General features: G+C 73.3%; 23 protein-coding genes. 14 read left to right on the top strand and 9 right to left on the bottom strand.

Features of this window, described 5'->3' with window-relative positions:
* Window positions 1-509: 509 nt before the first annotated feature.
* A complete protein-coding gene (locus tag B7C62_16750; protein ID ARF73729.1) occupies window positions 510-1,358 on the top strand; it encodes a TetR family transcriptional regulator in 849 nt (282 codons plus the stop codon).
* A gap of 19 nt (window positions 1,359-1,377) precedes the next feature.
* Here B7C62_16750 and B7C62_16745 read toward each other — a convergent pair whose 3' ends face one another.
* On the bottom strand, window positions 1,378-1,581 hold the full coding sequence (locus B7C62_16745; GenBank protein ARF73728.1) for a hypothetical protein: 204 nt from the start codon (window positions 1,579-1,581) through the stop codon (window positions 1,378-1,380).
* A gap of 282 nt (window positions 1,582-1,863) precedes the next feature.
* Here B7C62_16745 and B7C62_16740 point away from each other — a divergent pair, with 282 nt between their 5' ends.
* The 3 genes from B7C62_16740 (at window position 1,864) to B7C62_16730 (ending at window position 4,801) form a co-directional block, all read left to right on the top strand.
* Entirely contained in the window at window positions 1,864-3,315 is a 1,452-nt protein-coding gene (locus tag B7C62_16740) for a hypothetical protein (protein ID ARF77209.1), read from the top strand.
* Window positions 3,316-3,498: 183 nt separating this feature from the next.
* Complete coding sequence (locus B7C62_16735; protein ARF73727.1) at window positions 3,499-4,410, top strand: hypothetical protein; 912 nt, start codon at window positions 3,499-3,501, stop codon at window positions 4,408-4,410.
* A gap of 46 nt (window positions 4,411-4,456) precedes the next feature.
* Window positions 4,457-4,801: a sulfurtransferase gene (locus B7C62_16730; protein ID ARF73726.1), complete on the top strand. Its 345-nt coding sequence runs from the start codon at window positions 4,457-4,459 to the stop codon at window positions 4,799-4,801.
* A 24-nt stretch (window positions 4,802-4,825) separates the two neighbouring features.
* Here the strand turns inward: B7C62_16730 and B7C62_16725 are convergent, their stop codons facing one another.
* The 6 genes from B7C62_16725 to B7C62_16700 form a co-directional block, all read right to left on the bottom strand.
* Window positions 4,826-6,028 (bottom strand): acyl-CoA dehydrogenase, encoded by a 1,203-nt coding sequence (locus B7C62_16725; protein ID ARF73725.1) that lies wholly within the window; start codon window positions 6,026-6,028, stop codon window positions 4,826-4,828.
* A 103-nt stretch (window positions 6,029-6,131) separates the two neighbouring features.
* Window positions 6,132-7,190, bottom strand: a complete 1,059-nt coding sequence (locus B7C62_16720; protein ID ARF73724.1) for a phenylacetic acid degradation protein — start codon at window positions 7,188-7,190, stop codon at window positions 6,132-6,134.
* Window positions 7,191-7,688 carry a phenylacetate-CoA oxygenase subunit PaaJ gene (locus tag B7C62_16715; protein ARF73723.1) on the bottom strand — a complete coding sequence of 166 codons (498 nt, stop codon included), beginning with the start codon at window positions 7,686-7,688 and terminating at the stop codon, window positions 7,191-7,193. It lies immediately after the preceding gene.
* Window positions 7,682-8,395, bottom strand: coding sequence for a phenylacetate-CoA oxygenase subunit PaaI (locus tag B7C62_16710; protein ID ARF73722.1), 714 nt, complete (start codon window positions 8,393-8,395; stop codon window positions 7,682-7,684). Before B7C62_16710 ends, B7C62_16715 begins: the two co-directional genes overlap by 7 nt.
* Complete coding sequence (locus B7C62_16705) at window positions 8,392-8,682, bottom strand: 1,2-phenylacetyl-CoA epoxidase subunit B (GenBank protein ID ARF73721.1); 291 nt, start codon at window positions 8,680-8,682, stop codon at window positions 8,392-8,394. The genes B7C62_16710 and B7C62_16705 overlap by 4 nt, the downstream gene beginning before the upstream one ends.
* Window positions 8,679-9,767: a 1,2-phenylacetyl-CoA epoxidase subunit A gene (locus tag B7C62_16700; GenBank protein ARF73720.1), complete on the bottom strand. Its 1,089-nt coding sequence runs from the start codon at window positions 9,765-9,767 to the stop codon at window positions 8,679-8,681. Before B7C62_16700 ends, B7C62_16705 begins: the two co-directional genes overlap by 4 nt.
* Window positions 9,768-10,125: 358 nt before the next feature.
* Between B7C62_16700 and B7C62_16695 the strand changes: the two genes are divergently transcribed.
* From B7C62_16695 to B7C62_16685, 3 genes are read left to right on the top strand one after another with little or no spacing between them, the layout of a single operon-like run.
* Window positions 10,126-10,695 carry a hypothetical protein gene (locus tag B7C62_16695; GenBank protein ID ARF77208.1) on the top strand — a complete coding sequence of 190 codons (570 nt, stop codon included), beginning with the start codon at window positions 10,126-10,128 and terminating at the stop codon, window positions 10,693-10,695.
* Entirely contained in the window at window positions 10,692-11,996 is a 1,305-nt protein-coding gene (locus B7C62_16690; GenBank protein ARF73719.1) for a hypothetical protein, read from the top strand. The genes B7C62_16695 and B7C62_16690 overlap by 4 nt, the downstream gene beginning before the upstream one ends.
* Complete coding sequence (locus B7C62_16685; GenBank protein ARF73718.1) at window positions 11,993-12,679, top strand: rRNA methyltransferase; 687 nt, start codon at window positions 11,993-11,995, stop codon at window positions 12,677-12,679. Before B7C62_16690 ends, B7C62_16685 begins: the two co-directional genes overlap by 4 nt.
* Here the strand turns inward: B7C62_16685 and B7C62_16680 are convergent, their stop codons facing one another.
* Window positions 12,680-14,380 (bottom strand): phenylacetic acid degradation protein PaaN, encoded by a 1,701-nt coding sequence (locus B7C62_16680; protein ID ARF73717.1) that lies wholly within the window; start codon window positions 14,378-14,380, stop codon window positions 12,680-12,682.
* Window positions 14,381-14,536: 156 nt separating this feature from the next.
* Between B7C62_16680 and B7C62_16675 the strand changes: the two genes are divergently transcribed.
* Window positions 14,537-15,136: a TetR family transcriptional regulator gene (locus B7C62_16675; GenBank protein ID ARF73716.1), complete on the top strand. Its 600-nt coding sequence runs from the start codon at window positions 14,537-14,539 to the stop codon at window positions 15,134-15,136.
* 29 nt (window positions 15,137-15,165) lie between these two features.
* Here the strand turns inward: B7C62_16675 and B7C62_16670 are convergent, their stop codons facing one another.
* Window positions 15,166-15,753 (bottom strand): AsnC family transcriptional regulator, encoded by a 588-nt coding sequence (locus B7C62_16670; protein ID ARF73715.1) that lies wholly within the window; start codon window positions 15,751-15,753, stop codon window positions 15,166-15,168.
* A gap of 254 nt (window positions 15,754-16,007) precedes the next feature.
* On the opposite strand from B7C62_16670, the gene B7C62_16665 reads away from it, so the two are divergent.
* The 6 genes from B7C62_16665 to B7C62_16640 all read left to right on the top strand — a co-directional run bounded on the left by B7C62_16665 (window position 16,008) and on the right by B7C62_16640 (window position 23,782).
* Window positions 16,008-17,165, top strand: coding sequence for a pyruvate dehydrogenase (acetyl-transferring) E1 component subunit alpha (locus tag B7C62_16665; GenBank protein ARF73714.1), 1,158 nt, complete (start codon window positions 16,008-16,010; stop codon window positions 17,163-17,165).
* Window positions 17,162-18,193 (top strand): alpha-ketoacid dehydrogenase subunit beta, encoded by a 1,032-nt coding sequence (locus B7C62_16660; protein ID ARF73713.1) that lies wholly within the window; start codon window positions 17,162-17,164, stop codon window positions 18,191-18,193. Before B7C62_16665 ends, B7C62_16660 begins: the two co-directional genes overlap by 4 nt.
* A complete protein-coding gene (locus tag B7C62_16655; protein ARF77207.1) occupies window positions 18,193-19,665 on the top strand; it encodes a branched-chain alpha-keto acid dehydrogenase subunit E2 in 1,473 nt (490 codons plus the stop codon). Before B7C62_16660 ends, B7C62_16655 begins: the two co-directional genes overlap by 1 nt.
* Before the next feature lie 228 nt (window positions 19,666-19,893).
* Window positions 19,894-20,793, top strand: a complete 900-nt coding sequence (locus B7C62_16650) for a molybdenum cofactor guanylyltransferase (protein ID ARF73712.1) — start codon at window positions 19,894-19,896, stop codon at window positions 20,791-20,793.
* A 119-nt stretch (window positions 20,794-20,912) separates the two neighbouring features.
* The gene (locus B7C62_16645; protein ARF77206.1) at window positions 20,913-22,649 is read left to right on the top strand and encodes a molybdopterin molybdenumtransferase MoeA; all 1,737 of its coding nucleotides are present in this window, start codon (window positions 20,913-20,915) and stop codon (window positions 22,647-22,649) included.
* On the top strand, window positions 22,607-23,782 hold the full coding sequence (locus B7C62_16640; protein ARF73711.1) for an Ion channel protein: 1,176 nt from the start codon (window positions 22,607-22,609) through the stop codon (window positions 23,780-23,782). The genes B7C62_16645 and B7C62_16640 overlap by 43 nt, the downstream gene beginning before the upstream one ends.
* Window positions 23,783-23,806: the final 24 nt, after the last annotated feature.

The raw sequence follows: 23,806 nt of genomic DNA, 5'->3' as shown, positions 1-23,806 counted from the left end.
TGACTGTCGGGTTGGTTCGACAGGACCCCCGCTTCGGAGAGATCCGGAGCGGGGGTTCTTCGTTGTTGCGCCTGATTTCCCGGGCGGTCGGCATCGGTTCTGCCGTCTTCTGTCCTGGCCTGCTGGCCCGCTGGCCTGTCCCGGTCCGTTCGACCGGCCTGGGCCGCACGTCCGTCCGGGTCCGTTCGCCCGTCCCGGTCCGTTCGTCTCGTTCGTCGTTCCGTCGCGCTTCCTCTTGTTCTTGTTCTGTCTCGTTCCGTCCTGTTCCGTTCGGTGATCGCCCTCGTGTTGCCGGAGGGCGCGCGGGGTAAACAGGCAGCGCGGACGGAGTGGCCCGGCGCGGGCCGGGGCGGGTGGTGGAAAACGCTCCGGGGGCGGTTGCCGGAGCGTTTTCCGGACAGACCGATGGTCGGTGGGACGGCGTACATGCATACGCTGACCGCAGATGCTGGATCGACGGCTGCTCGGCAGTGAAGGGCTGAGCGCACAGAACGTCCCGGAGGCAGGAAATGGCGAAGCAGGCTCGCGCGGTGCAGACGTGGCGGTCGATCGTGGATGCCGCGGCGAGTGTCTTCGACGACTACGGCTACGAGCGTGCCGCCATCTCGGAGATTCTCCGCCGCGCCAAGGTGACCAAGGGGGCGCTGTACTTCCACTTCGCGTCCAAGGAGGCCATCGCCCAGGCGATCATGGACGAGCAGACGTCCACGGTCGAGTTCGAGCAGGAGGGGTCGCCTCTCCAGTCCCTGGTCGACGGCGGCCAGCAGTTCGCCTTCGCCCTGCGCCACAACGCGATGGCACGCGCCGGGACCCGCCTCTCCATCGAAGGCGTCTTCCTGGGAGGGCCGCACCCGTGGGGCGACTGGATCGACGCCACGGCCGGGATGCTGGAGCTGGGCAAGGAGCGCGGCGAGGTGCTGCCCCATGTCGATCCGATGGTGTCCGCCAAGATCATCGTTGCTTCGTTCACCGGTATCCAGCTGATATCCGAGGCCGACACCGGGCGGGCCGACCTGAGGGAGCAGGTGGCCGAGATGTGGCGCCACATCCTTCCGTCGATCGCCCACCCCGGGGTCATCGCCCACATCAAACCGGAGGGCCGGGTGGACCTCGCGGCCCAGGCGCGGGAGAAGGCCGAACAGGCGGAGCGCGAGGCCAGGGAGATCGCCGCGGCGGCGGAGGCGGCTCGTGGATCGGCGGCCGGACCACGGAACGGGGGGAGCGGCCCGCGCGGCGGCGGAGCCGGTCGCAGTACGCGGGGACGGCCCGACGGCGAGGGCGCCGACGAACCTGCCGGGGCCGGGGCGGGTGCGGCGGCCGGGTTCGGGACGGCGGCCGGGGCCGGCGGGCGGTTCTGAGCGGAGGCTGTGTTCCGTTTCACGTGGTTTCGTTCGCGGGGCTTCGTTTCACGTGAAACGTCCGGTTGAAGATGACGTGGCAGGGCTGTGGAGCTCGATGGAGCTCCGTGGCCCTGTTCTGCGTTTGTCCGCGCTGCCAGTTCCGGAAAGTGAAGGCCACTTCGGTGGAGAACATGCTCGTGAGCAGGTTCTCCAAGTAATTCTGGACAAACTCGAAGCTCACGCGGCACCGGCTGCCGGGCGCCGCCGACGGTTGCCGGGTGCTGCTCCGGAGTTGTCCACAGGGGCGGACGGCGGCGGGCGAACGGCGGTACGGTCGTGCTCGGTTGCAGGCAGACAGCACCGCTGACCGGGGCGGACGACCGCTTCGGCCGGAGAGCTGACGAAGGTGGGGGAGGGACGCTCCATGGGCGTCATCGAGGGCAGCACGAGCATCGAGGGCCGTACGGGTACGGGCTCCGACGGCCGTACGGGTGTCGAAGGCGCCGGGGGCGGGGGCGCGGGTATGGACGGGGTCGTTGCCGGGAGTACGGGCTCCGCCGGGGCGCCGGGGCAGCGGGGCGCGGAGGCGGACGCCCGTATCCCGGTCGTCCCCGGGTTCGCCCGGCGCGGCGGGGCCGGGTCACCGAGGACGGCGGGCAAGGCGCTGCGCGACCGGGTGCCGCGCTCCTCGCACGGTTCGCTGGTCCTGCCGCCGGGCCGCCCGGACGCGGTGCGGTCCGTCGAGGAGTCCAACCGGGGCCGGGTGCCGGGCCTGGCTCCGATCCGGGTGGGGCGGATGGCCGCGTCGCCCTTCGCCTTCCTGCGCGGCTCGGCCGGGCTGATGGCCCACGACCTGACGGGCACCCCGGTCACCGGGGTGGGCGCGCAGCTCTGCGGTGACGCCCACGCGGCCAACTTCGGGCTCTACGGCGATGCCCGGGGCAACCTGGTCATCGACCTCAACGACTTCGACGAGACCGTCTTCGGCCCCTGGGAGTGGGACCTCAAGCGGCTCGCCACCTCGCTCGTGCTGGCGGGCCGGGTCGCCGGGGCCGACGAGGACACCTGCCGCAAGGCCGCCTTCGACACCGTCGGCGCCTACCGGCGCACGATGCGGCTGCTGGCGCGGCTGCCCGCGCTCGACGCCTGGAACGCCATCGCGGACGAGGAGCTCGTCTCGCACACGGACGCGCGCGATCTGGTCGGCACCCTGGAGAAGGTCTCGGAGAAGGCCCGCAGGAACACCAGCGCCCGGTTCGCCGCCCGGTCCACGGAGGACTGCCCGGACGGCGGCCGGCGCTTCGTCGACGCCCTGCCCGTGCTGCGCCGGGTGCCGGACGCGGAGGCCGCCGCGGTGGCGGCCGGGCTCGGCGGCTATCTCGCGACGGTCGCCGAGGACCGGCTGCCGCTGCTGGCCCGGTACGCGATCCACGACGTGGCGTTCCGGGTGGTCGGCACCGGCAGCGTCGGGACCCGGTCGTACGTGGTGCTGCTGCTCGACCACCGAGGGGAGCCGCTGGTCCTCCAGGTGAAGGAGGCGCGGCCGTCGGCGCTGGCGCCCCATTTGCCGGCCGTCGGCTTCGACGCGCCTCCGGCGGGCCACGAGGGGCGCCGGGTGGTGCTCGGGCAGAAGCGGATGCAGGTGGTCAGCGACATCCTGCTCGGCTGGACGGACGTGGACGGCAGGCCGTACCAGGTACGCCAGTTCCGGAACCGCAAGGGCAGCGTGGACCCCGCCGCGCTCACCGTCGAACAGGTCGACGACTACGGCCGGATGACCGGCGCCCTGCTGGCCCGCGCGCACTCCCACAGCGCGGACCCCCGCCTGCTCGCGGGCTACTGCGGCAAGAACGACGAGCTCGACGCGGCGGTGGCCGACTTCGCGGTGGCCTACGCCGACCGTACGGAGGCCGACCACGCGGAGCTGGAGCGGGCGATCAAGGCGGGGCGGGTGGCGGCGGAGCGCGGTATATAGCGCGGCACACGAGGGGGCGCGGGCCCGGTCGTCCGTCTCTGCCCGGCCCGGGGCGGGCGATGGCCTCCGCCGGGCCCGGGCCGGGGCTGCTTCCTCCGGGCCGGGTCCGGGGCAGGCAGCCGCTCCTCCGGGGCCGGGGGCCGTGCGGTACGGGGCGGGCGGTCGTGGCCATACGCTGGACGGGTGACCCACGAAGCCGCCGGGGTGCCTCCCACCCGGAACGATGACGACCGGCCCGCCGAGCAGCAGGACGCCGTGCCACCGGCACAGGACGCCCCGGCCGGGGAGACAGGGCAAGCCGGTGACCCGCAGGACGCCCCGCAGCGCCCCGAGGCGCGGCTGGCCAGGGCCGTGCAGGTGGCCGAGCAGGCGCTGATCGAGTTCGAGATCGCGGTGGAGACCTTCCGGGTGGAGGTCGAGAACTTCTCCCGGCTGCACCACCAGAAGCTCGGCCCGATGTACGCGCGCCTCGACGAGCTGGACGCGCAGATCGCCGAGGCGCGGGCCGCCAGGACCGGTGACCCCGAGGACGTGCGCAAGGCCAAGGAGGCGCGGGACATCGTCATGCCGATGCCCGGCGTCGACGAGCTCTTCCACGACTGGATGGACTCCGACGGGCTCTCCCCCGAGGCGTCCGCCATGCTCACCGAGCAGCCGGTGCGCCCGCCGAAGCGGGTCAGGCCCAGCGAGGAGGCCCGCAAGCTCTACCGAGAGCTGGCCCGCAAGGCCCACCCGGACCTGGCCCAGGACGAGCCGGAGCGGGAGCGCCGGGACGAGTTCATCACCCGGGTGAACGGCGCCTACGGACGCGGTGATGTCGAGCTGCTCAAGGAGCTGGCGGCGGAGTGGGCGGCGGGCCCGGTCCAGCAGCGGGCCGCGCTGAGCGAGAGCGAGGAGCTCTACGCCCGTCTGGAGTGGCTCAGCAGGCGCAAGGAGCTGCTCACGGTGCTCGCCAAGGAGCTGGAGGACAGCGCGATCGGCTCGATGCTCCGGATGGCTCCGGACGACCCGGACCAGCTCCTGGAGGACATCGGGGACCAGCTGCTGGGCGAGGTGTCCCGGCGGGAGGCCGAGCTCGCGGAGCTGGTGCAGTAGCGTTCCCGGTGACGTGGCCGCGTACGTACGAGAGAAGGCATGACCCATGAATTTCGCCCCGCTGCCCTCGGTGGACGTCGCGGAGGTGCCGTCGGACGGCTTCGTCCTGGACGTGCGCGAGAACGACGAGTGGGCGGCCGGTCATGTCGAGGGCGCGCTGCACATTCCGATGAGCGACTTCGTGGCCCGGTTCGGTGAGCTGACCGAGGCCGCCGAGGACGGCCGTCGCGTCCATGTGATGTGCCGGGTCGGCGGCCGGTCCGCCCAGGTCACGCAGTACCTGGTGCAGCAGGGGATCGACGCCGTGAACATCGACGGCGGCATGCTCGCCTGGGACGGTGCCGGGCGCCCGATGGTCACGGACAACGGGGCCTCGGCCTTCGTCCTCTGACGTCGGCCCCGGTCTTCGGGGGCGTCAGGACAGCGGGTGGGCGGCCAGCAGGTCGCCCAGCGCCTCCTCATGGGCCGCCGCCGGGCCCAGGGAGAGTTCGATCTGCTTCGCCCAGGCGTGGAAGCGGTGCAGCGGGTAGTCGGTGTCCGCGCCGAAGCCGCCGTGCAGGTGCTGGGCGGTCTGCACGATGCGGCGGACCCCCTCGGAGGCCCAGATCTTTGCCACGGCGATATCGCCCGCCGGGGGCAGCGGGCCGTCCGCGCCGCTGGAGATCCGCCAGGCGGCCTGCCAGAGCGTCACCTCCATCGCCCGCAGGTCGATGTACCGGTCGGCCGCCTGCACCGCCACTGCCTGGAACGTGGCGACGGGGAACCCGAACTGCTCGCGCTTTCCGGTGTATTCGGCGGTCATCGCGAGCACCCGCTCACCCACGCCGAGGGCCAGCGCGCAGGTCCCCGTGGTGAGCAGGGACCGCAGCCACTCCCAGGCCCCGGCCGCGTCGATCAGCTCGCGGGCGTCGATGCGTACGGCGTCGAGCCGGACCTCCGCCAGGCGTTCGCCGCTGGTGGAGACCTGGTCGGCGAGGGTGACGCCCTCGCGGGTGCGGTCCACGAGGGCCAGGACGGACCGGCCGTCACCGGTACGGGCGGGCACGGCGATCAGATCGGCCGCCTGGGCCCAGGGCACGGCGGACTGCACACCGTCGAGCACCCAGCCCGAAGGCGCGGCGGGGCTGTCGCCGGGGCTGTCCGTCTCTTTCCCCGGCCGTGCGGCGGGTCCGTCACCCTCCCCCTCCGGCCGTACGGTGACGGCGAGTTCGGCCGGATCGTGGCCGGTGCGCCCGTTGGCCCCGGCGGTCAGGACCAGCTCGCCCCTGGCGGCCCGGGGCAGCAGCTCCGCCGCGAGGCCGCTCTCCCCGTACCGCTCGACCGCCATCGCGACCGCGCAGCTCTCCAGCAGCGGGACCCTGGCCAGGACCTTGGCCGACTCGCGCAGGACCAGGCAGAGCGCGACCGGGTCGAGTCCCGCGCCCCCGTACTCCTCGGAGAGCGTGAGGCCGAGCAGGTCCGAGGCGGCCAGCTCGCCCCAGAGCCTCCGGTCGATGTCCTCGGCCACGGCCCCCGGGGTCAGGGCGGGGCTGGGCACACCGTCGGGCGCGGTGCCGGAGAAGACGGCCCGGGCCGCCTCCACGGCTGCCCGCTGTTCCTCGGTGAAGGTGAAGTCCACTGTCCCGGCCTCCCGTTGGCGCCCCGAAACCTGTCCTGCCCCGCCCCTGACGGGCCGTCAAGGTAGAACAGGTTCCAGGAGAAGGGAAGAGGCGGGAACCGCGTCAGCGGTCGAAGTCCAGCTCCACCTCCGGGGTGAGCGGATGTGCCTGGCAGGCCAGCACGAAACCGGCGTCCGTCTCCTCCGGCTCCAGCGCGAAGTTCCGCTCCATCCGGACCTCTCCCGAGACGAGGAATGCCCGGCAGGTCCCGCACACCCCGCCCTTGCAGGCGTACGGGGCGTCCGAGCGGCTCCGCAGCACCGTCTCCAGCAGCGATTCCGCGTCCTTCACGGGCCAGCTGCCCGAGCGGCCGTGCAGGGTGGCCGTCAGCGTGGCGTCGGAGGGCGCGGCGACCTTGACCACCGTGACGTCGGACGGGCCGTCGTCGACGTGGAAGATCTCCTGGTGGACCCGGGACCGGTCGACGCCGAGCGTGCGCAGGGCCTTCTCCGTGCCCCGTACGAGACCGAGCGGCCCGCACAGGAACCAGCCGTCCACCTCCGCCACCGGAAGCACCGCCGGCAGCAGGGCGGTGAGCCGCTCGGTGTCCAGGCGGCCGGAGGGGAGCCCGGCCGACTGCTCCTCCCGGGAGAGCGCGGTGATCAGCTGGAAGCGGTCCGGATGGCGGTCCTTGAGGTCGGCCACCTCGTCCAGGAACATCGTGGAGGCCGCCGTGCGGTCGCTGCGGATCAGGCAGAACCGCGCCTTCTCCTCCCGCGCCAGGAGCGTGGCCGCCATCGACAGCACGGGCGTGATCCCGCTGCCGCCGACCACCGCCGCGAACAGCCCCGGACGCGGCTCCAGCACGAAGCGGCCCATCGGAGGCATGGCCTCCACCCGGTCCCCGACGGCCAGCTCCTTCAGGGCGTAGGTGGAGAACGCCCCGCCCTCCACCCCCCGGATGCCGACCCGCACCACCGGCTCGGCGGGCTGCTCGGTGGCCGGTGCGCAGATCGAGTACGAACGGCGGATCTCCTTGCCGTCCACGGTGAAGCGCACGTTCAGATGCTGGCCCGGCTTGTGGCGGAAGGTCTCGCGCAGTTCGGCGGGCACGGCGAAGGTGACGGCCACCGCGTCGTCCGTGATCCGTTCGATCGCGCTGACCCGGAGCGGATGGAACATCTACAACTCCTTGAAGTGGTCGAACGGTTCGCGGCAGGCGACGCAGCGGCGCAGGGCCTTGCACGCCGTGGAGGAGAACCGGCTGAGCAGCTCCGTCTCCGTGGAGCCGCAGTGCGGGCAGCGCACCGAGAGCGTCAGCGGCACGGGGCCGCCGTCGGCGCTGTGGGCGCGCGGGGGCGCTATGCCGAACTCGGCCAGCTTCCGGCGTCCCTCCGCGCTGATGTCGTCGGTCGACCAGGCCGGTGCGAGCACCGTGACCACGGAGACCTCGGGCACCCCGTTCTCGTGGAGCACGCGCTCGATGTCGGCGGACATGGCCTCGATCGCCGGGCAGCCGGTGTACGTCGGGGTGAGCCGGACCGTCACCCGGCCCGGGCCCTCCACGTCCACGCCCCGCAGCACGCCCAGCTCGGCCAGGGTCAGCACCGGGAGCTCGGGGTCCGGGACGGACCCGGCGAGGGTGCGCAGCTCCGCCTCCAGCGGGGTGTCGGTCACCATGACGCCCCCGGGTGGCTCCGGTGCAGATGCTGCATCTCGGCGAGCATCCGCCCGAACGGCTCGGTGTGCAGCCCCTGCCTGCCCGCGCCCGCCGCCCAGGCCCCGGTGCGGGGGCCGGTGGGGAGCGTCAGCGTGGCCCGCTCCACGGTGGCGGTGACGGCGGAGAGCCAGGCGGCCCCCAGCTCCTCCCAGTCGACACCGGACCCGGCGTCCAGCCCTTCGACCGGCTGGAACATCTCGCCGGTGAAGCGCCAGAGCGCCTCCAGCCCCGCCTGCATCCGCTCATGGCTCTCGGCGGTGCCGTCGCCGAGCCGCAGAACCCACTGCTCGGCGTGGTCCCGGTGGTAGGCGACCTCCTTCACGGCCTTCGCCGCCAGGTCCGCGAACTCGCCGCCCCCGGCCGCCAGCCGCTCGTACAGCAGGTGCTGGTGGACGGAGAAGTAGAGCTGGCGGGCGATGGTGTGGGCGAAGTCCCCGTTGGGCTGCTCGACCAGCTGGAGGTTGCGGAAGGCCCGCTCCTCGCGGAGGTAGGCCAGCTCGTCCTCGTCACCGACGAGCGAGAGCAGCACCCGCGCCTGGCCCAGCAGGTCCAGGGCGATGTTGGCGAGCGCCACCTCCTCCTCCAGGACGGGGGCGTGGCCCGCCCACTCCCCCAGCCGGTGCGAGAGCACCAGCGCGTCGTCGCCGAGGGCGAGTGCGGCGCTCACAGGTGCTTCACCCCGTCCGGGATCTCGTAGAAGGTCGGGTGGCGGTAGGGCTTGTCCGCGGCCGGCTCGAAGAACGAGTCCTTCTCGTCGGGGGAGGAGGCGGTGATCTCGGTGGAGGGCACCACCCAGATCGAGACGCCCTCCGAGCGGCGGGTGTAGAGGTCGCGCGCGTTGCGCAGGGCCATCTCGGCGTCGGGGGCGTGGAGGCTGCCCGCGTGGGTGTGGGACAGCCCGCGCCGCGAGCGCACGAACACCTCCCACAGCGGCCAGTCGGTCGAGCTGGTCATACCGTCTCCTCCATCTGCGGTGCCTGCGGTGCCTGCGGTGCCTGAGGTGCGCCCGGTGTTTGCCGGGCGGACGGGGCGGTGTGCTTGGCGGCGTACGCGGCGGCCGCGTCCCGGACCCAGGCGCCTTCTTCGTGGGCCCTGCGCCGCTGCGTGATCCGCTGCTCGTTGCACGGGCCGTTGCCCTTGAGGACCTGCTGGAACTCCGTCCAGTCGATCGCGCCGAAGTCGTGCTGTCCGCGCTCCTCGTTCCACCGGATGTCGGGGTCCGGCAGGGTGAGGCCCAGTGCCTCGGCCTGGGGCACGCAGATGTCCACGAAGCGCTGCCGCAGCTCGTCGTTGGAGTGCCGCTTGATCTTCCAGGCCATCGACTGCTCGGAGTGCGACGACGCGTCGTCGGGCGGGCCGAACATCATCAGCGACGGCCACCACCAGCGGTCCACCGCGTCCTGGGCCATCGCGTGCTGGGCCTCGGTGCCCCGGCTCAGGGCGAGCAGCAGCTCGTACCCCTGGCGCTGGTGGAAGGACTCCTCCTTGCAGATACGGACCATCGCACGGGCGTAGGGGCCGTAGGAGCAGCGGCAGAGCGGCACCTGGTTGGTGATCGCCGCGCCGTCCACCAGCCAGCCGATCGCGCCGACGTCGGCCCAGGTCAGGGTGGGGTAGTTGAAGATCGACGAATAGCGCTGGCGGCCGGCGTGGAGCTTGTCGAGCAGCTCCTCGCGGCTGGTGCCGAGCGTCTCGGCCGCGCTGTACAGATACAGACCGTGTCCGGCCTCGTCCTGCACCTTGGCCATCAGGATCGCCTTGCGGCGCAGCGAGGGCGCGCGGGTGATCCAGTTGGCCTCGGGCTGCATGCCGATGATTTCCGAGTGGGCGTGCTGGGCCATCTGGCGGACCAGCGTGGCCCGATACGCCTCGGGCATCCAGTCGCGCGGCTCGATGCGGTCGTCGGCCGCCACGGCCGCGTCGAAGGCGGCGAGGCGTGCCGCGTCCGCCGGGTCCGCGGCCGCGCCCGCCGCCGTTCCCGTCCCCTTCGCCGTGCCTGAGGTGCTCTGCGTCTTCTGCTCCGCAGTCACTGCCGCCATCCCGGGCTCCCTACCGACCGATCGTTCGGTTCACTGACTTCAATGGTCGGTCGACGGCCCGTAGGGTGTCAACCCTGTGGATAACTGAGTGGTGCTCGACGGTGAACGGGGCGGGATGGATTCGGACCACGACGGGAGCTTGGCCGGCGGGGCTTCCGGCACCGGGCATTCCGGCGGCACGGACACCGGCAGGGCCCCGGGAGCCGGGCACCCCGGCGACGTACTCCCCGGCGGCGGGCCCCTCCCCGGCAGCGGGCGCCCCGCCGGTCCGGGCATAGCCGGGCTCTCGTTCGGCTACCAGGTCGTCGCCGCCCTCGCCCTCTCCCTCATCGGGCTGCTGGCCTGCGCGCAGGTGGCGATGGTCTTCCTGCACGTGGCCCCCTCCAACACGCTGACCAAGCAGCACGGCAAGACGGTCGACGACTGGATCTACCCGGAGTTCGAGCAGAACTGGAAGCTCTTCGCCCCCAACCCGCTCCAGCAGAACATCGCCGTCCATGTCCGTGCCGAGGTGGCCGGGCCCGACGGGCGCCGCACCACCGGCTGGATGAGCCTCTCCCGCCAGGACGGCGACGCGATACGCGGCAGCCTCCTGCCCAGCCATGTGAACCAGAACGAGCTCCGCCGGGGCTGGGACTTCTACGTGAACTCGCACGACAGCGACAACCGCCCCAACGGCCTGCGCGGCGACCTCTCCGAACGCTACGTCCGGCGCATCGCGATGCTCCGGCTGAGCGAGCGCGACCTCGGCGGCACGGTCGAGCGCATCCAGATGAGGTCGGCCACCAGCCTCATCCCCCCGCCCTCGTGGTCCACCGAGAAGGCCAAGCCCCGGACCGACTACCGGGTACTCCCCTGGTGGGACGTGACCCCCGACGATCTGCCCGCCCCGCGTGACACGGCGCGCGGCGAGGAGGGGACCCAGTGACCGCCGCCCCGCGCCCCGACCGGATCGCCGACGCCGGGACGGCCCTGGCCCGCGGCCTCCAGCGCATCACCGCGTCCGCCCTCGGCCCGTACCAGAGCGCCGTCATCCGGATCGGCTTCTCCGCCACCTACCTCTTCTTCCTGCTGCGCGAGCTGCCGCACCGCCATGAGCTGTACGGCCCCGACAGCCCGTGGCACTGGGACCTGGCCCGGCAGCTCACGGCGGGCAACGACGCGTTCTCCGTGCTCCTCTGGTCGGACAGCGCGCTCTGGTTCGAGACGGTGTACGCGCTCACCCTGCTCTCCGCCGCCGCCCTGCTCCTGGGGTGGCGCACCCGGACCATGTCGGTCCTCTTCATGGTCGGCGTGCTCTCCGTACAGAACCGCAGCGTCTTCATGGGCGACGGCGGCGACAACGTCATCCACCTGATGGCGATCTACCTCGTGCTGACGCGCTGCGCCCAGGTCTGGTCGCTGGACGCCCGGCGCGCGGCCCGGGACGCGGAGCGCGGCGCGCTCGGCCTGCCGCCCCGGCGGGACATCGCGGGCCCGGTGCTCTGGGCTGTCCTCGGCCCGGTCCTGCTGGGGGCCACCCTGATGGACGGCCTCGGCGGGACCTGGTGGCTCCCGGTGCTGCTCTGGCTGCTCTGGCTCTCCGCCGCCGCCTGGTGGGCCGTGAACCGCCACGCGCCGTACGGGCAGCCGCGCGCCCTGCTCGATGTGCTGGCCAACCTCCTGCACAACGCCACGCTCGTCGTGATCATGGTCGAGGTCTGCCTGATCTACGCGACCGCCGGCTGGTACAAGATCCAGGGCTCGCGCTGGCAGGACGGCACCGCGCTCTACTACCCGCTCAAGCTCGACTACTTCACCCCGTGGCCCGCCCTGTCGGACGTGCTCGCCTCCAGCGGGCTGATGGTGATGGTGCTGACGTACGCGACCGTCATCGTCCAGGTCGCGTTCCCGTTCACCCTGTTCAACCGGCGGATCAAGAACGTCCTGCTGGTCATCATGATCGGTGAGCACGCCGGGATCGCCCTGCTGCTCGGGCTGCCGTTCTTCTCGATGGCGATGATCGCGGCGGACGCGGTGTTCCTGCCGACGGCCTTCCTGGTCTGGCTGGGCGGCCGGGCCGCGCTGGGTCGGCAGCGGCTGCTGGGGCGGCTGCCGCGGCGGTGGCGCCCCACCGGGGGCGGCGGCCCGCCGGAGGTGCCCACCGCGCGCCCGGTGCCGGAGGGACGCGGCGGTACGGGGGAGGCCCCGCCGCACGGCGGTGGCGGGGGCCATACGCTCGTCGGGTGAGCAGCGAGACCGGCAGCACCGGCGGCACCCCAGAGCCCCTCCAGTACGACGACGGCTACGGCCAGGGGATCGGCGTCGGGCCGCACCCGCTGCCGTGGCCCGAGGACGAGCGCTACGACCCCGAGCTGCTGGCCCATGGCGACCGGCGCAACGTCGGGGACGCCTACCGCTACTGGACGCGGGAGGCGATCGTCGCCGACCTCGACCTGCGGCGGCACGACTTCCATGTGGCCGTGGAGAACTGGGGCCACGACTTCAACATCGGCTCGGTCGTGCGGACCGCCAACGCCTTCCTGGCGAAGGAGATCCACATCGTGGGCCGACGGCGCTGGAACCGGCGCGGCGCCATGGTCACCGACCGCTACCAGCATGTGCGCCACCACCCCGACACGGCGGACCTGACCGCCTGGGCGGCGGCCGAGGGGCTGCCGATCATCGGGATCGACAACCTCCCCGGCGCCGTACCCCTGGAGCGGACCGAGCTGCCGCGCCGCTGTGTGCTGCTGTTCGGCCAGGAGGGGCCGGGCCTCACCGAGGAGGCGCGCGAGTATGCCTCGATGGTGTGCTCGATCGCCCAGTTCGGCTCGACCCGGTCCATCAACGCGGGGGCCGCCGCGGCGATCGCGATGCACGCGTGGGTGCAGCGCTACGCCGATGTCCCCGACCCCCGGGACGCCCACTAGCTACGCCTGGCGGCGCACCTCCACCACCCGGAAGCGGTTGGCGACGAAGGCCGCGTCGCACAGGGCCGCGTTGGCCGCCGGGTTGCCGCCGGAGCCGTGGAAGTCGGAGAAGGCGGCCGTCTGGTTGACGTAGACCCCGCCGGTCAGGTTCAGCGAGAGCTGGGCCGACTCATCCAGGCAGACGTCCTCGATCGCCCTCTCCACCTCGGGGGAGGTGGTGTAGGCGCCGACCGTCATCGCGCCCTTCTCGCGGATCGTGCGGCGCAGCAGCTCCAGAGCCGCGTCCGTCGACTCGACCGCCACGGCGAAGGAGACCGGGCCGAAGCACTCCGAGAGGTACGCCGCGTCCTCGTCGGTCTTCGTCCCGTCGAGCTTGACGACGACCGGCGTACGGACGACCGCGTCGGGGAACTCGGCGTTGGCGACCGTACGGGAGGGGAGGGCCACCTCGCCCAGCTCACCGGCCGCCTCGACACGGGCCCTGACGTCCGGGTTGACCAGGGCGCCGAGCAGGGCCGCCGCGCGGGCGTCGTCGCCGAGGAGGCCGGTGACGGCCGCCGCGATGTCGGTGACCACCTCGTCGTACGACTTGGCGCCGTCCTCCGTGGTGATGCCGTCCCGGGGGATCAGCAGGTTCTGCGGGGTGGTGCACATCTGGCCGCTGTAGAGCGAGAGGGAGAACGCCACGTTGGCGAGCATGCCCCGGTAGTCGTCGGTGGAGTCGACGACGATTGTGTTGACCCCGGCCTTCTCCGTGTAGACCTGCGCCTGGCGTGCGTTGGCCTCCAGCCAGTCGCCGAAGGCGGTGGAGCCCGTGTAGTCGATGATCCGGATCTCGGGGCGGACCGCGAGGGTCTTGGCGATGCCCTCGCCGGGCCGCTCGGCGGCGAGCGCGACCAGGTTGGGGTCGAAGCCCGCCTCGGCGAGCACCTCACGGGCGATGCGCACGGTGAGCGCGAGCGGCAGCACGGCCCTGGGGTGCGGCTTCACCAGCACCGGGTTGCCGGTGGCGAGCGAGGCGAACAGGCCCGGGTAGCCGTTCCACGTGGGGAAGGTGTTGCAGCCGATGACCAGCGCGATCCCGCGCCCGGACGTGGTGAACGACTTGGTCAGCTTCAGCGGATCGCGCTTGCCCTGCGGCTTGGACCAGTCGGCCGTCCCCGGCGTACGGGTCTGCTCCTGGTAGGCGTACGCGACGGCTTCCAGACCACGGTCCTGCGCGTGCGGGCCGCCCGCCTGGAACGCCATCATGAAGGCTTGGCCGCTGGTGTGCATGACGGCGTGCGCCAGCTCGTGGGTGCGGGCGCTGATCCGCGACAGGATCTCCAGACAGACCAGGGCCCGGGTCTCGGGGCCCGCCGCCCGCCAGGCGCCCGTACCGGCCCGCATCGCCGGGAGCAGGACGTCGATGTCGGCGTGCGGATACTCGACGCCGAGCTCCGGCCCGTACGGCGAGACCTCCCCGCCCGTCCAGCCGTCGGTGCCCGGCTGGTCCAGGTCGAACCGGGCGTTCAGCACCGCGTCGAACGCTGCCCTGCCCTCGGCCGCCCCCAGGCTGCCCGGGGCGCCGCCCTCGCCGTACGCCTTCGGGTGCTCGGGGTGCGGCGACCAGTACGCGCGCGTACTGATCGCGTCGAGGGCCTGGTCGAGCGTGGGCCGGTGGGTCTCGGACAGCTGCTGGGGGGTGAGCGCGGCGGCCATGGCGGACCAACTCCTCATCGAGCCGGGCGGGGACGTACGGACGGAGTCAGCGTAACCGAACGATCGGTCGGGACAAGGGGCCCCGGGGAACCTGTGGACAACTTCGGTGGTCCCCGCCTGTGCGGGGACCGTGCCTCATGGGGGAGGATCGCGGACATGACCACGGCCAAGCGGGACACGTACACCCCGGAGACTCTGCTCACCGTCGCTGTTCGTGTCTTCAACGAGCGCGGCTACGACGGCACCTCCATGGAGCATCTCTCCAGGGCGGCAGGCATCTCGAAGTCCTCCATCTACCACCATGTGGCGGGCAAGGAGGAGCTGCTGCGCCGGGCCGTGAGCCGGGCGCTCGACGGCCTCTTCGCGATCCTCGACGAGCCGGGGGCGGTGCGCGGGCGCGCGATCGAGCGGGTCGAGTACGTCACGCGCCGGACCGTCGAGGTGCTGATGGCGGAGGTTCCCTACGTCACGCTGCTGCTGCGCGTACGCGGCAACACGAAGACCGAGCGATGGGCGCTGGAGCGGCGGCGCGAGTTCGACCAGCGGGTGTCGGAGCTGCTGAAGGCCGCGGTCGCCGACGGGGACCTGCGGGCCGATGTGGACATACGCCTGGCCACCCGGCTGCTCTTCGGCATGGTGAACTCGCTGGTCGAGTGGTACCGGCCGCAGCCGGGCGGCTTCCCGGGCGAGGAGCAGCTCGCCGACACGGTCGTCCAGCTCGCCTTCGAGGGGATGCGGGCGACCGGGGGCCGCTGAGCCCCGCCGTCCCGTTCGCCCCGGTCAGGTCAGGCCAGCTCCGCCGGGCGGTCCGGGCGGGGGCCGAGGTCCGTCTCCTCGAACACCAGCAGGGTGCGCGTCGACAGCACCTCGGGGATCGACTGGATACGGGTGAGGACCAGCTCGCGCAGCGCCCGGTTGTCCGGCGTGTGCACCAGCAGCAGGACGTCGAAGTCACCGCTGACCAGCGCGATGTGCGTGGCACCGGGCAGCGCCTGGAGCTGCTCGCGCACGGTGCGCCAGGAGTTCTGCACGATCTTGAGCGTGATGTACGCCGACGCCCCCTGCCCGGCCCGCTCGTGGTCCACCCGCGCGCCGAAGCCGCGGATCACACCGTCCTCCACGAGCCGGTTGATCCGGGCGTACGCGTTGGCGCGCGAGACATGGACCCGCTCGGCCACCGACCGTATCGAGGCGCGGCCGTCCGTCTGGAGGATGCGCAGGATGTCGCGGTCGATGGAGTCCAGGGGGCGCGCGGGCGGGAGCGCGGCGGACTCCGGGCCCGCTGACGCGGGCGGCGATGCCGGTGCCGGGGGCGAGGCCTGGGGAGCGGTCTGGGGTGCGGTCTGGCCGGGAGCCTCGCCCCGGTCGGCCATTTGTTCAGCTGCCATCTGCCCGCGCCTCCCTGTTGTGGACGACCTGCCTCTATCCCAGGCTGTGGAGAACCGTTTGTCCACAGGCTGAAGGTGCCTGTAGCCAAATTGCGCCCGCGACCGAACAATCGGTAGGTGAGGCACACCACACCGGTGCCTCGCACGCCCCGCGACACCCTCGCGACATCTCTTGCCATCACCACCCATATCGACACCCTCGATCTCTCGATCTCCACCGATGCCTGGAGGTGCTTTCCATGACGGTCCAAGAGCTGCCCGGCGCGGCCGCCTACCGGCCCACGCCGCCCCCGGCCTGGAAGCCGATCACCGACCCCGCCCCGCTGCTCCCGGACCCGGAGCCCTACCGGGTGCTCGGTACGGACGCGGTCGCCGACATGGACCCCGAGCTGCTGCTCCGGCTCCACGCGGAGCTGGTGCGCGGCCGCCGGTACAACACGCAGGCCACGGCCCTGACCAAGCAGGGCCGCCTGGCGGTCTACCCGTCGAGCACCGGGCAGGAGGCGTGCGAGATCGCCGCGGCGCTGGTGCTGGAGGAGCGGGACTGGCTCTTCCCCAGCTACCGGGACACCCTGGCGGCCGTGGCGCGCGGGCTCGACCCGGTCGAGGCGCTCACCCTGCTGCGCGGCGACCGGCACACCGGCTATGACCCGCGTGAGCACCGCATCGCCCCGCTCTGCACCCCGCTCGCCACCCAGCTGCCGCATGCGGTGGGCCTGGCGCACGCGGCCCGGCTCAAGGGCGACGACGTGGTGGCGCTCGCCATGGTCGGCGACGGCGGCACCAGTGAGGGCGACTTCCACGAGGCGCTGAACTTCGCGGCCGTCTGGAAGGCCCCCGTGGTCTTCCTCGTCCAGAACAACGGCTTCGCCATCTCCGTACCGCTGGCCAAGCAGACCGCCGCGCCCTCCCTCGCCCACAAGGCCGTGGGGTACGGGATGCCCGGCCGCCTGGTCGACGGCAACGACGCCGCCGCCGTGCACCAGGTGCTGAGCGAGGCCGTGGCCCGGGCCCGGCGCGGCGGGGGCCCGACGCTGATCGAGGCCGTCACCTACCGCATGGACGCCCACACCAACGCCGACGACGCCACCCGCTACCGGGTCGACAGCGAGGTCGAGACCTGGCGGGCGCACGACCCGGTCCAGCTCCTGGAGCGCGAGCTGACCGGGCGCGGGCTCCTCGACGACGAGGGCATCGAGCAGGCGAAGGAGGCCGCCGAGCGCATGGCCGCCGCCCTCCGCGACCGGATGAACGCCGATCCGGAGCTGACCCCGATGGACCTCTTCACCCATGTGTACGCGGAGCAGACCAGCCAGCTCCGTGAGCAGGCCGCCGCCCTGCGTGCCGAGCTGGACGCCGAGCAGGACCACGAGCACAGCGCGGAGGCGGGCCGATGACCACGGCGGCGACGAAGGCCGGCAGCCGTACGGCGAAGGCGAAACCGGCCACCATGGCGCAGGCCCTCGGGCGCGCCCTGCGCGACTCGATGGCCGAGGACCCCACCGTGCATGTGCTCGGCGAGGACGTCGGCACCCTGGGCGGGGTCTTCCGGATCACCGACGGGCTGGCCAAGGAGTTCGGTGACGACCGGTGCACCGACACCCCGCTGGCCGAGGCGGGCATCCTCGGGGCTGCGGTCGGCATGGCGATGTACGGGCTGCGGCCCGTGGTGGAGATGCAGTTCGACGCGTTCGCCTACCCGGCGTTCGAGCAGCTGATGAGCCATGTCGCCAAGATGCGCAACCGCACCGGGGGAGCCATGCCGCTCCCCATCACCGTGCGCGTTCCGTACGGCGGCGGGATCGGCGGTGTCGAGCACCACAGCGACTCCTCCGAGGCGTACTACATGGCCACCCCGGGCCTGCACGTCGTCACCCCGGCCACGGTGGACGACGCGTACGGCCTGCTGCGGGCCTCCATCGCCTCGGACGACCCGGTGGTCTTCCTGGAGCCCAAGCGGCTCTACTGGTCCAAGGCCGACTGGTCCCCCGAGGCCCCGGCGGCGGTTGAGCCGATCGGCCGGGCCGTGGTCCGCCGCACCGGGCGCAGCGCCACGCTGATCACGTACGGGCCCTCCCTGCCGGTCTGTATGGAGGCCGCCGAGGCGGCCGTCGCGGAGGGCTGGGACCTCGAGGTCGTGGACCTGCGCTCGCTGGTGCCGTTCGACGACGAGACGGTGGCCGCCTCGGTGCGGCGCACCGGACGCGCGGTCGTCGTCCACGAGTCCCCCGGCTTCGGGGGCCCCGGCGGCGAGATCGCGGCCCGGATCACCGAGCGGTGCTTCCACCACCTGGAGGCCCCGGTGCTGCGGGTGGCGGGCTTCGACATCCCGTATCCGCCGCCCATGCTGGAGCGGCACCATCTGCCGGGAGTGGACCGGGTGCTCGACGCGGTGGCGCGGTTGCAGTGGGAGGCGGACAGCTGATGGCCCAGGTGCTCGAATTCAAGCTGCCGGACCTCGGTGAGGGGCTGACCGAGGCCGAGATCGTGCGCTGGCTGGTGGAGGTCGGCGATGTCGTCGCCATCGACCAGCCCGTCGTGGAGGTCGAGACGGCCAAGGCGATGGTGGAGGTCCCCTGCCCCTACGGGGGCGTGGTGACCGCGCGCTTCGGCGAGGAGGGGACGGAACTCCCGGTCGGGGCACCGCTGCTGACGGTCGCGGTGGGCGCGACGGAGGCCCCTGCCTCTTCCTCTCCCGCCTCCTCCGGGGAGGACGGGGCGTCGTCCGCCGTGGACGAGCCTTCCGCCGGTTCCGGGAACGTGCTCGTGGGGTACGGGACCGGCGCGCCGGCCGCCCGGCGTCGGCGCATCCGGCCCGAGCGGGTCGGTGCCACCGCCGCTCCCGCACCCGCCGTTCCTGCGGCTGCCCAGGCCCCCGCGCCCGCCGCGGCCTCGGTCTTCGTGTCCGGTTCCGCGCCGGTCGGGGCCGGTGAAGCAGCCGGTGAGGTGAACGGTGAGGCGAACGGCCGGCCGGGGCCCGTGGCCGTGATCTCCCCGCTCGTACGCCGACTGGCCCGGCAGCACGAGATCGATCTGCGGCGGCTGACGGGGTCCGGGCCCGACGGGCTGATCCTGCGCTCCGACGTCGATTCCGCGATCCGGCGGGCGGGCGAGGCCGTTGAGGCGGAGCCCCGTACGGCTGCCGCGTCCGTCGCGGCGGAGGCGACGGCGGTCCGGGCGGGCGCGGCGGCTCAGGACGCCGAGCGGATTCCGTTGCGCGGGGTGCGCGGGGCGGTCGCCGACAAGCTGTCGCGCAGCCGGACCGAGATCCCGGACGCCACCTGCTGGGTCGACGCGGACGCCACCGAGCTGATGGCCGCCAGGGCCGCGATGAACGCCGCTTCGGGCCCCTCCGGCGGGCCCAAGGTGTCGGTCCTGGCCCTGCTGGCGAGGATCTGCACGGCGGCGCTGGCCCGGTATCCGGAGCTCAACTCCACCGTGGATACGGCCGCGCGGGAGATCGTGCGCCTGCCCGGCGTGCACCTCGGGTTCGCGGCGCAGACGGAGCGGGGCCTCGTCGTCCCGGTCGTCCGGGACGCGCACACCCGCAACGCCGAGTCGATCGGGGCCGAGATCGCCCGGCTGACCGAGCTGGCGCGGACCGGGAAGCTCAGCCCGGCCCAGCTGACCGGCGGCACGTTCACGCTGAACAACTACGGGGTGTTCGGGGTCGACGGCTCGACGCCGATCATCAACCACCCCGAAGCGGCCATGCTCGGCGTCGGCCGGATCATGCCCAAGCCCTGGGTGCACAACGGTGAGCTGGCCGTACGTCAGGTCGTCCAGCTCTCGCTCACCTTCGACCACCGGGTGTGCGACGGCGGAACGGCCGGGGGATTCCTCCGGTACGTGGCCGACTGCGTCGAGCAGCCCGCGGTGCTGCTGCGCACCCTGTAAGCGGCCCGGGCTCCCGCCGCTCACCCGGGAGCCCGCCGTCGCGCCGCCCGGTGACCCGTCACCGCGCGGACGCTCCCATCCGGACCCGGCCCTTGAGCCCATCCGGAGGGGCGCTCGCTCCGGACCAGCCCCTCGGGCCCACTCCGGAGCGGGCGCTCCCCTTCGGACCAGCCTCTTGAGCCGACCCCGGAGGGGGCGTCGGTCCGGGGCGCCGCCCATACTCGACGCATGACCGCCCATGACGTGATCGTTCTGGCCGGCGGAGCCGCCAAGCGGCTCGGCGGCGCCGACAAGCCGGCCGTGCGCGTCGGCGGCCGTACGCTGCTCGACCGGGTCCTCGCGGCCTGCCCCGGCGCGGGCACCACCGTCGTGGTGGGCGGTCGCAGGCCCACCTCCCGGCCGGTCGTCTGGACGCGCGAAGTACCGGAGGGCGGCGGCCCGTTGGCGGCCCTCGGAGCGGGGGTGCGGCTGACGGCGGCGGAGCGCGTTCTCGTCCTCTCCGCCGACCTTCCGTTCCTGGGCCCGGCCACGGTCGGCGCGCTCCTCGCCGCCGCAGATGAGGACGGCCGGGACGGCGCGCTCTGCACCGACCCCGACGGCCGCGACCAGCCGCTCGTCGCCGTCTACCGCGCGGAGCCGCTCCGCCGCGAGCTGGCCCTGCTCGCCACCGAGCACGGCTCCCTCGCCGGGCTGCCGCTCCGGCTGCTGACCGGGGAGCTGGATCTCGCCCGGGTCGACGCCGGGCCCCACGCCGCGTTCGACTGCGACACTTGGGAGGACATCGCCGCCGCCCGGGCCCGGATCAGGGAGCATGGGGCCGTGCTGGACGAATGGATCACCTCGGTCAAGAACGAACTGGGAATCGAACTCGACGTCGACACCGATGTCCTGCTCGACCTCGCCCGCGACGCCGCGCACGGGGTCGCCCGGCCCGCCGCCCCGCTCACGACCTTCCTGGTCGGGTACGCGGCGGCCGGGGCGAGCGCCGGTGCCGGGCCGGAGGAAGCCGCGGCGGCGGTCGCCGAGGCCGCGCGCAAGGCCACCGCGCTCGCCCTGCGCTGGGAGGCCGAGGCGGCGGAGAAGGGACCCCGGGCGGAACCGGGCGGCGAAGGGGCCGGGACGCCATGACCGGGGACGGCCTTTCCGGCAGCGACTCGGGGAACGGGCTTTCCGGCAGCTACGTGTTCGGCGGCGGTGACGATCCGTCCGGCGTCGACCTGTCCGACGGTGACCTGTTCGGTGACGACCTGTCCGGCGGCGGCGTGCCCGGTGGGAACAGCGCGACCGGCCGGACCGGCCCGACGGGGCCGGCCGGAACCACCGCCCCCGACAGCGCTGCGGCGCGTGCGGCGGCGGCCGAAGCCGAAGCCGAAGAGCTGGCCGTCGAGCAGGCCCTGGCGCTGGTGGGCAGCCGCACCCAGGCCCCCGCACACGACCGCACCCGGGCCCCTGGAAACGACCGCACCCGACCCGCCGGACATGACCACGTCCAGGCCCCCGGACACGACCGCACCCGGGCCGTCGGCCACACTCCCGGCCGCCCCGGCGAGCGGATGAACGGCCGGGCGCCGCGCGGCCAGGCACCCATCGGGGCCCCGGGTGCGGCGGACGAGCCGGGCCCGTCCCCGTACGCGGTCCCCTCCCCGTACACCGAGTCCGCACCCGACGGCCCCGCACCGGCCGCCGCTCCCCGCTCCACGCCCACCCACGAACCCGCTCCCGCACCCGCATCCGCCCCGAGGTCCCCCGCGCACGACCTCCCCTGGGACCGGGCGCGGGACGTTGCCGCGCGGGCCGGGCGGGGCGGGCCGACGGCCGCGATCCGGCTGCCGCTCGACCGCGCGCTGGGCCATGTCCTCGCCGAGCCGCTGGGCGCGCTCACCGATCTGCCGCCCTTCGACACCTCGGCCATGGACGGCTGGGCCGTCGCCGGGCCCGGCCCCTGGAGCTTCGACGAGGGCGCGGGGCTGCTCGCGGGGAACGGGCCCGCCACCGACGCGCTCCCCGACGGCACCGCCGTACGCATCGCCACCGGAGCCCGTACCCCCGCCGACACCACGGCGGTCGTCCGCAGCGAACACGCCCGCGTCGACCCGGCCAGGGGGCTGCTCTCCGCCCGGCGCCCCGTCGTCACCGGGCAGGACATCCGGCCCCGGGGCCAGGAGTGCCGCGCGGGCGACCACCTCGTACCGGCGGGAGCGGTCGTCACTCCGGCGGTGCTCGGGCTCGCGGCGGCGGCCGGGTACGACGCCCTGCCCGCCGTCCCCCGCCCCCGCGTCGACGTCCTCGTCCTCGGTGACGAACTCCTCGCCTCGGGCCTCCCGCACGACGGCCTCATCCGCGACGCCCTCGGCCCGATGCTCGGCCCCTGGCTGCGGGCCCTGGGCGCCGAGGTCTCGGCCCCCCGCCGCCTCGGGGACGACGCCGGGGCCCTGCGCGAGGCCCTCACCGCCTCCGACGCCGATGTGATCATCACCACCGGAGGCACCGCGTCCGGCCCGGTCGACCATGTCCACCCGGTTCTGGCAGACCTCGGCGCGGAACTGCTGGTGGACGGCGTCGCCGTACGCCCCGGCCACCCCATGCTGCTGGCGCGCCTCTCCCCCGAGGGGCCGCACATCGTCGGCCTCCCCGGCAATCCGCTCGCGGCCGTGTCCGGGCTCCTGACCCTCGCCGAACCGCTTCTCGCGGGGCTCGCGGGCCGTCCGGCCCAGGACGCGTACCGGGCCCTCGTCCACGCCGATGTGCCCGGACATCCGCATGACACCCGCCTCGTCCCCGTGGTCCACCGCGCGGGCCGGGCGGGCGGCCGGGACCATGTGGCGCCCCTGCGCTACAACGGCCCCGCCATGCTGCGCGGGATCGCGGCGGCGGACGGGCTGGCCGTCGTCCCGGCCGGCGGGGTACGGTCCGGCACCGAGGTGGAGATCCTCGATCTCCCATGGGCCCCGGCGGCGCCGTGGACGGAAGGGTGTTTCACGTGAAACTTCCCGGCCAGGACGCGATGGCCAGGCGGGCCGACGAACATGTCGTACCGACCCGGGTGATGCTTCCCCGGCGGGTCGTCGACGGCCCCGCGCGGCAGGTCGGCAAGCGGCTGCTGATGGCGCTGCTCGTGCTGGCCACGACGGTGCTGATCGTCTGGCTCGACCGCGCGGGCTACAACGACAACGCCGACGGCGAGGTCGATCTGCTGGACGCGGTCTACTACGCGACGGTCACCCTCTCCACCACCGGGTACGGCGACATCACCCCGTACAGCGACGGCGCCCGGCTGATCAACGTGGTGCTCGTGACACCGCTGCGCGTGATGTTCCTGATCATCCTGGTCGGGACCACTCTCGAAGTCCTCACGGAACGGACCCGCGAGGACTTCCGGCTGAAGCGTTGGAGATCCAACTTGCGTGACCACACCGTCGTCGTCGGCTTCGGGACCAAGGGCCGTTCGGCGATCCAGACCCTCTGCGCCACCGGCCTGCGGAAGGAGCAGATCGTCATTGTCGATCCGGCCTCCAAGGTGATCGAGGCCGCCAACGCCGAGGGCTTCACCGGCGTGCTCGGCGATGCCACCCGCAGCGATGTGCTCCTGCGGGCCGAGCTCCAGAAGGCGCGTCAGATCATCATCGCCACCCAGCGCGACGACACCGCCGTGCTTGTGGCGCTGACCGCGCGTCAGCTGAACCGTGGGGCCAAGATCGTGGCGGCGGTCCGCGAGGAGGAGAACGCGCCGCTGCTGCGCCAGTCCGGTGCCGACGCGGTGATCACCAGCGCCAGCGCCGCCGGACGGCTCCTCGGGCTCTCCGTCCTCAGCCCGAGCGCGGGCACGGTGATGGAGGACCTGATCCAGCAGGGCAGCGGCCTCGACCTTGTCGAACGGCCGGTGATAAAGGCCGAGGTGGGCAAGAGCGTCCGGGAGACCGAGGACCTGGTCGTCAGCGTGCTGCGCGGGCACCGGCTGCTCGGTTACGACGACCCGGCGGCCAGCCCGTTGCAGCTGACGGACCGGGTCATCACCATCGTGCGCGCCACCCCGCCGCCCGGCTCCGGCCCCTCGGGACCGTCCGGACCCTCCGGCCCGTCCCTGCCCCACCTGCCGATGCCGCCGCACCGCTCCTGACCGGCGGGTGGCACCGCAGACCGG

Origin of the sequence: Kitasatospora albolonga (genome assembly GCA_002082585.1) — a bacterium.
In the GTDB taxonomy this organism is placed as follows: Bacteria; Actinomycetota; Actinomycetes; order Streptomycetales; family Streptomycetaceae; genus Streptomyces; species Streptomyces stephensoniae.
Note: the sequence above shows the minus strand (reverse complement) of the source record. Positions and strands in the feature narration are given on the sequence as shown.

Coding starts and splice junctions, on each gene's coding strand:
- B7C62_16750 (ARF73729.1), top strand. CDS start 510: ATGGCGAAGCAGGCTCGCGCGGTGCAGACGTGGCGGTCGATCGTGGAT.
- B7C62_16740 (ARF77209.1), top strand. CDS start 1,864: ATGGACGGGGTCGTTGCCGGGAGTACGGGCTCCGCCGGGGCGCCGGGG.
- B7C62_16730 (ARF73726.1), top strand. CDS start 4,457: ATGAATTTCGCCCCGCTGCCCTCGGTGGACGTCGCGGAGGTGCCGTCG.
- B7C62_16720 (ARF73724.1), bottom strand. CDS start 7,190: ATGTTCCATCCGCTCCGGGTCAGCGCGATCGAACGGATCACGGACGAC.
- B7C62_16715 (ARF73723.1), bottom strand. CDS start 7,688: ATGGTGACCGACACCCCGCTGGAGGCGGAGCTGCGCACCCTCGCCGGG.
- B7C62_16705 (ARF73721.1), bottom strand. CDS start 8,682: ATGACCAGCTCGACCGACTGGCCGCTGTGGGAGGTGTTCGTGCGCTCG.
- B7C62_16700 (ARF73720.1), bottom strand. CDS start 9,767: ATGGCGGCAGTGACTGCGGAGCAGAAGACGCAGAGCACCTCAGGCACG.
- B7C62_16695 (ARF77208.1), top strand. CDS start 10,126: ATGGTCTTCCTGCACGTGGCCCCCTCCAACACGCTGACCAAGCAGCAC.
- B7C62_16680 (ARF73717.1), bottom strand. CDS start 14,380: ATGGCCGCCGCGCTCACCCCCCAGCAGCTGTCCGAGACCCACCGGCCC.
- B7C62_16675 (ARF73716.1), top strand. CDS start 14,537: ATGACCACGGCCAAGCGGGACACGTACACCCCGGAGACTCTGCTCACC.
- B7C62_16670 (ARF73715.1), bottom strand. CDS start 15,753: ATGGCCGACCGGGGCGAGGCTCCCGGCCAGACCGCACCCCAGACCGCT.
- B7C62_16665 (ARF73714.1), top strand. CDS start 16,008: ATGACGGTCCAAGAGCTGCCCGGCGCGGCCGCCTACCGGCCCACGCCG.
- B7C62_16660 (ARF73713.1), top strand. CDS start 17,162: ATGACCACGGCGGCGACGAAGGCCGGCAGCCGTACGGCGAAGGCGAAA.
- B7C62_16655 (ARF77207.1), top strand. CDS start 18,193: ATGGCCCAGGTGCTCGAATTCAAGCTGCCGGACCTCGGTGAGGGGCTG.
- B7C62_16650 (ARF73712.1), top strand. CDS start 19,894: ATGACCGCCCATGACGTGATCGTTCTGGCCGGCGGAGCCGCCAAGCGG.
- B7C62_16640 (ARF73711.1), top strand. CDS start 22,607: ATGGGCCCCGGCGGCGCCGTGGACGGAAGGGTGTTTCACGTGAAACTT.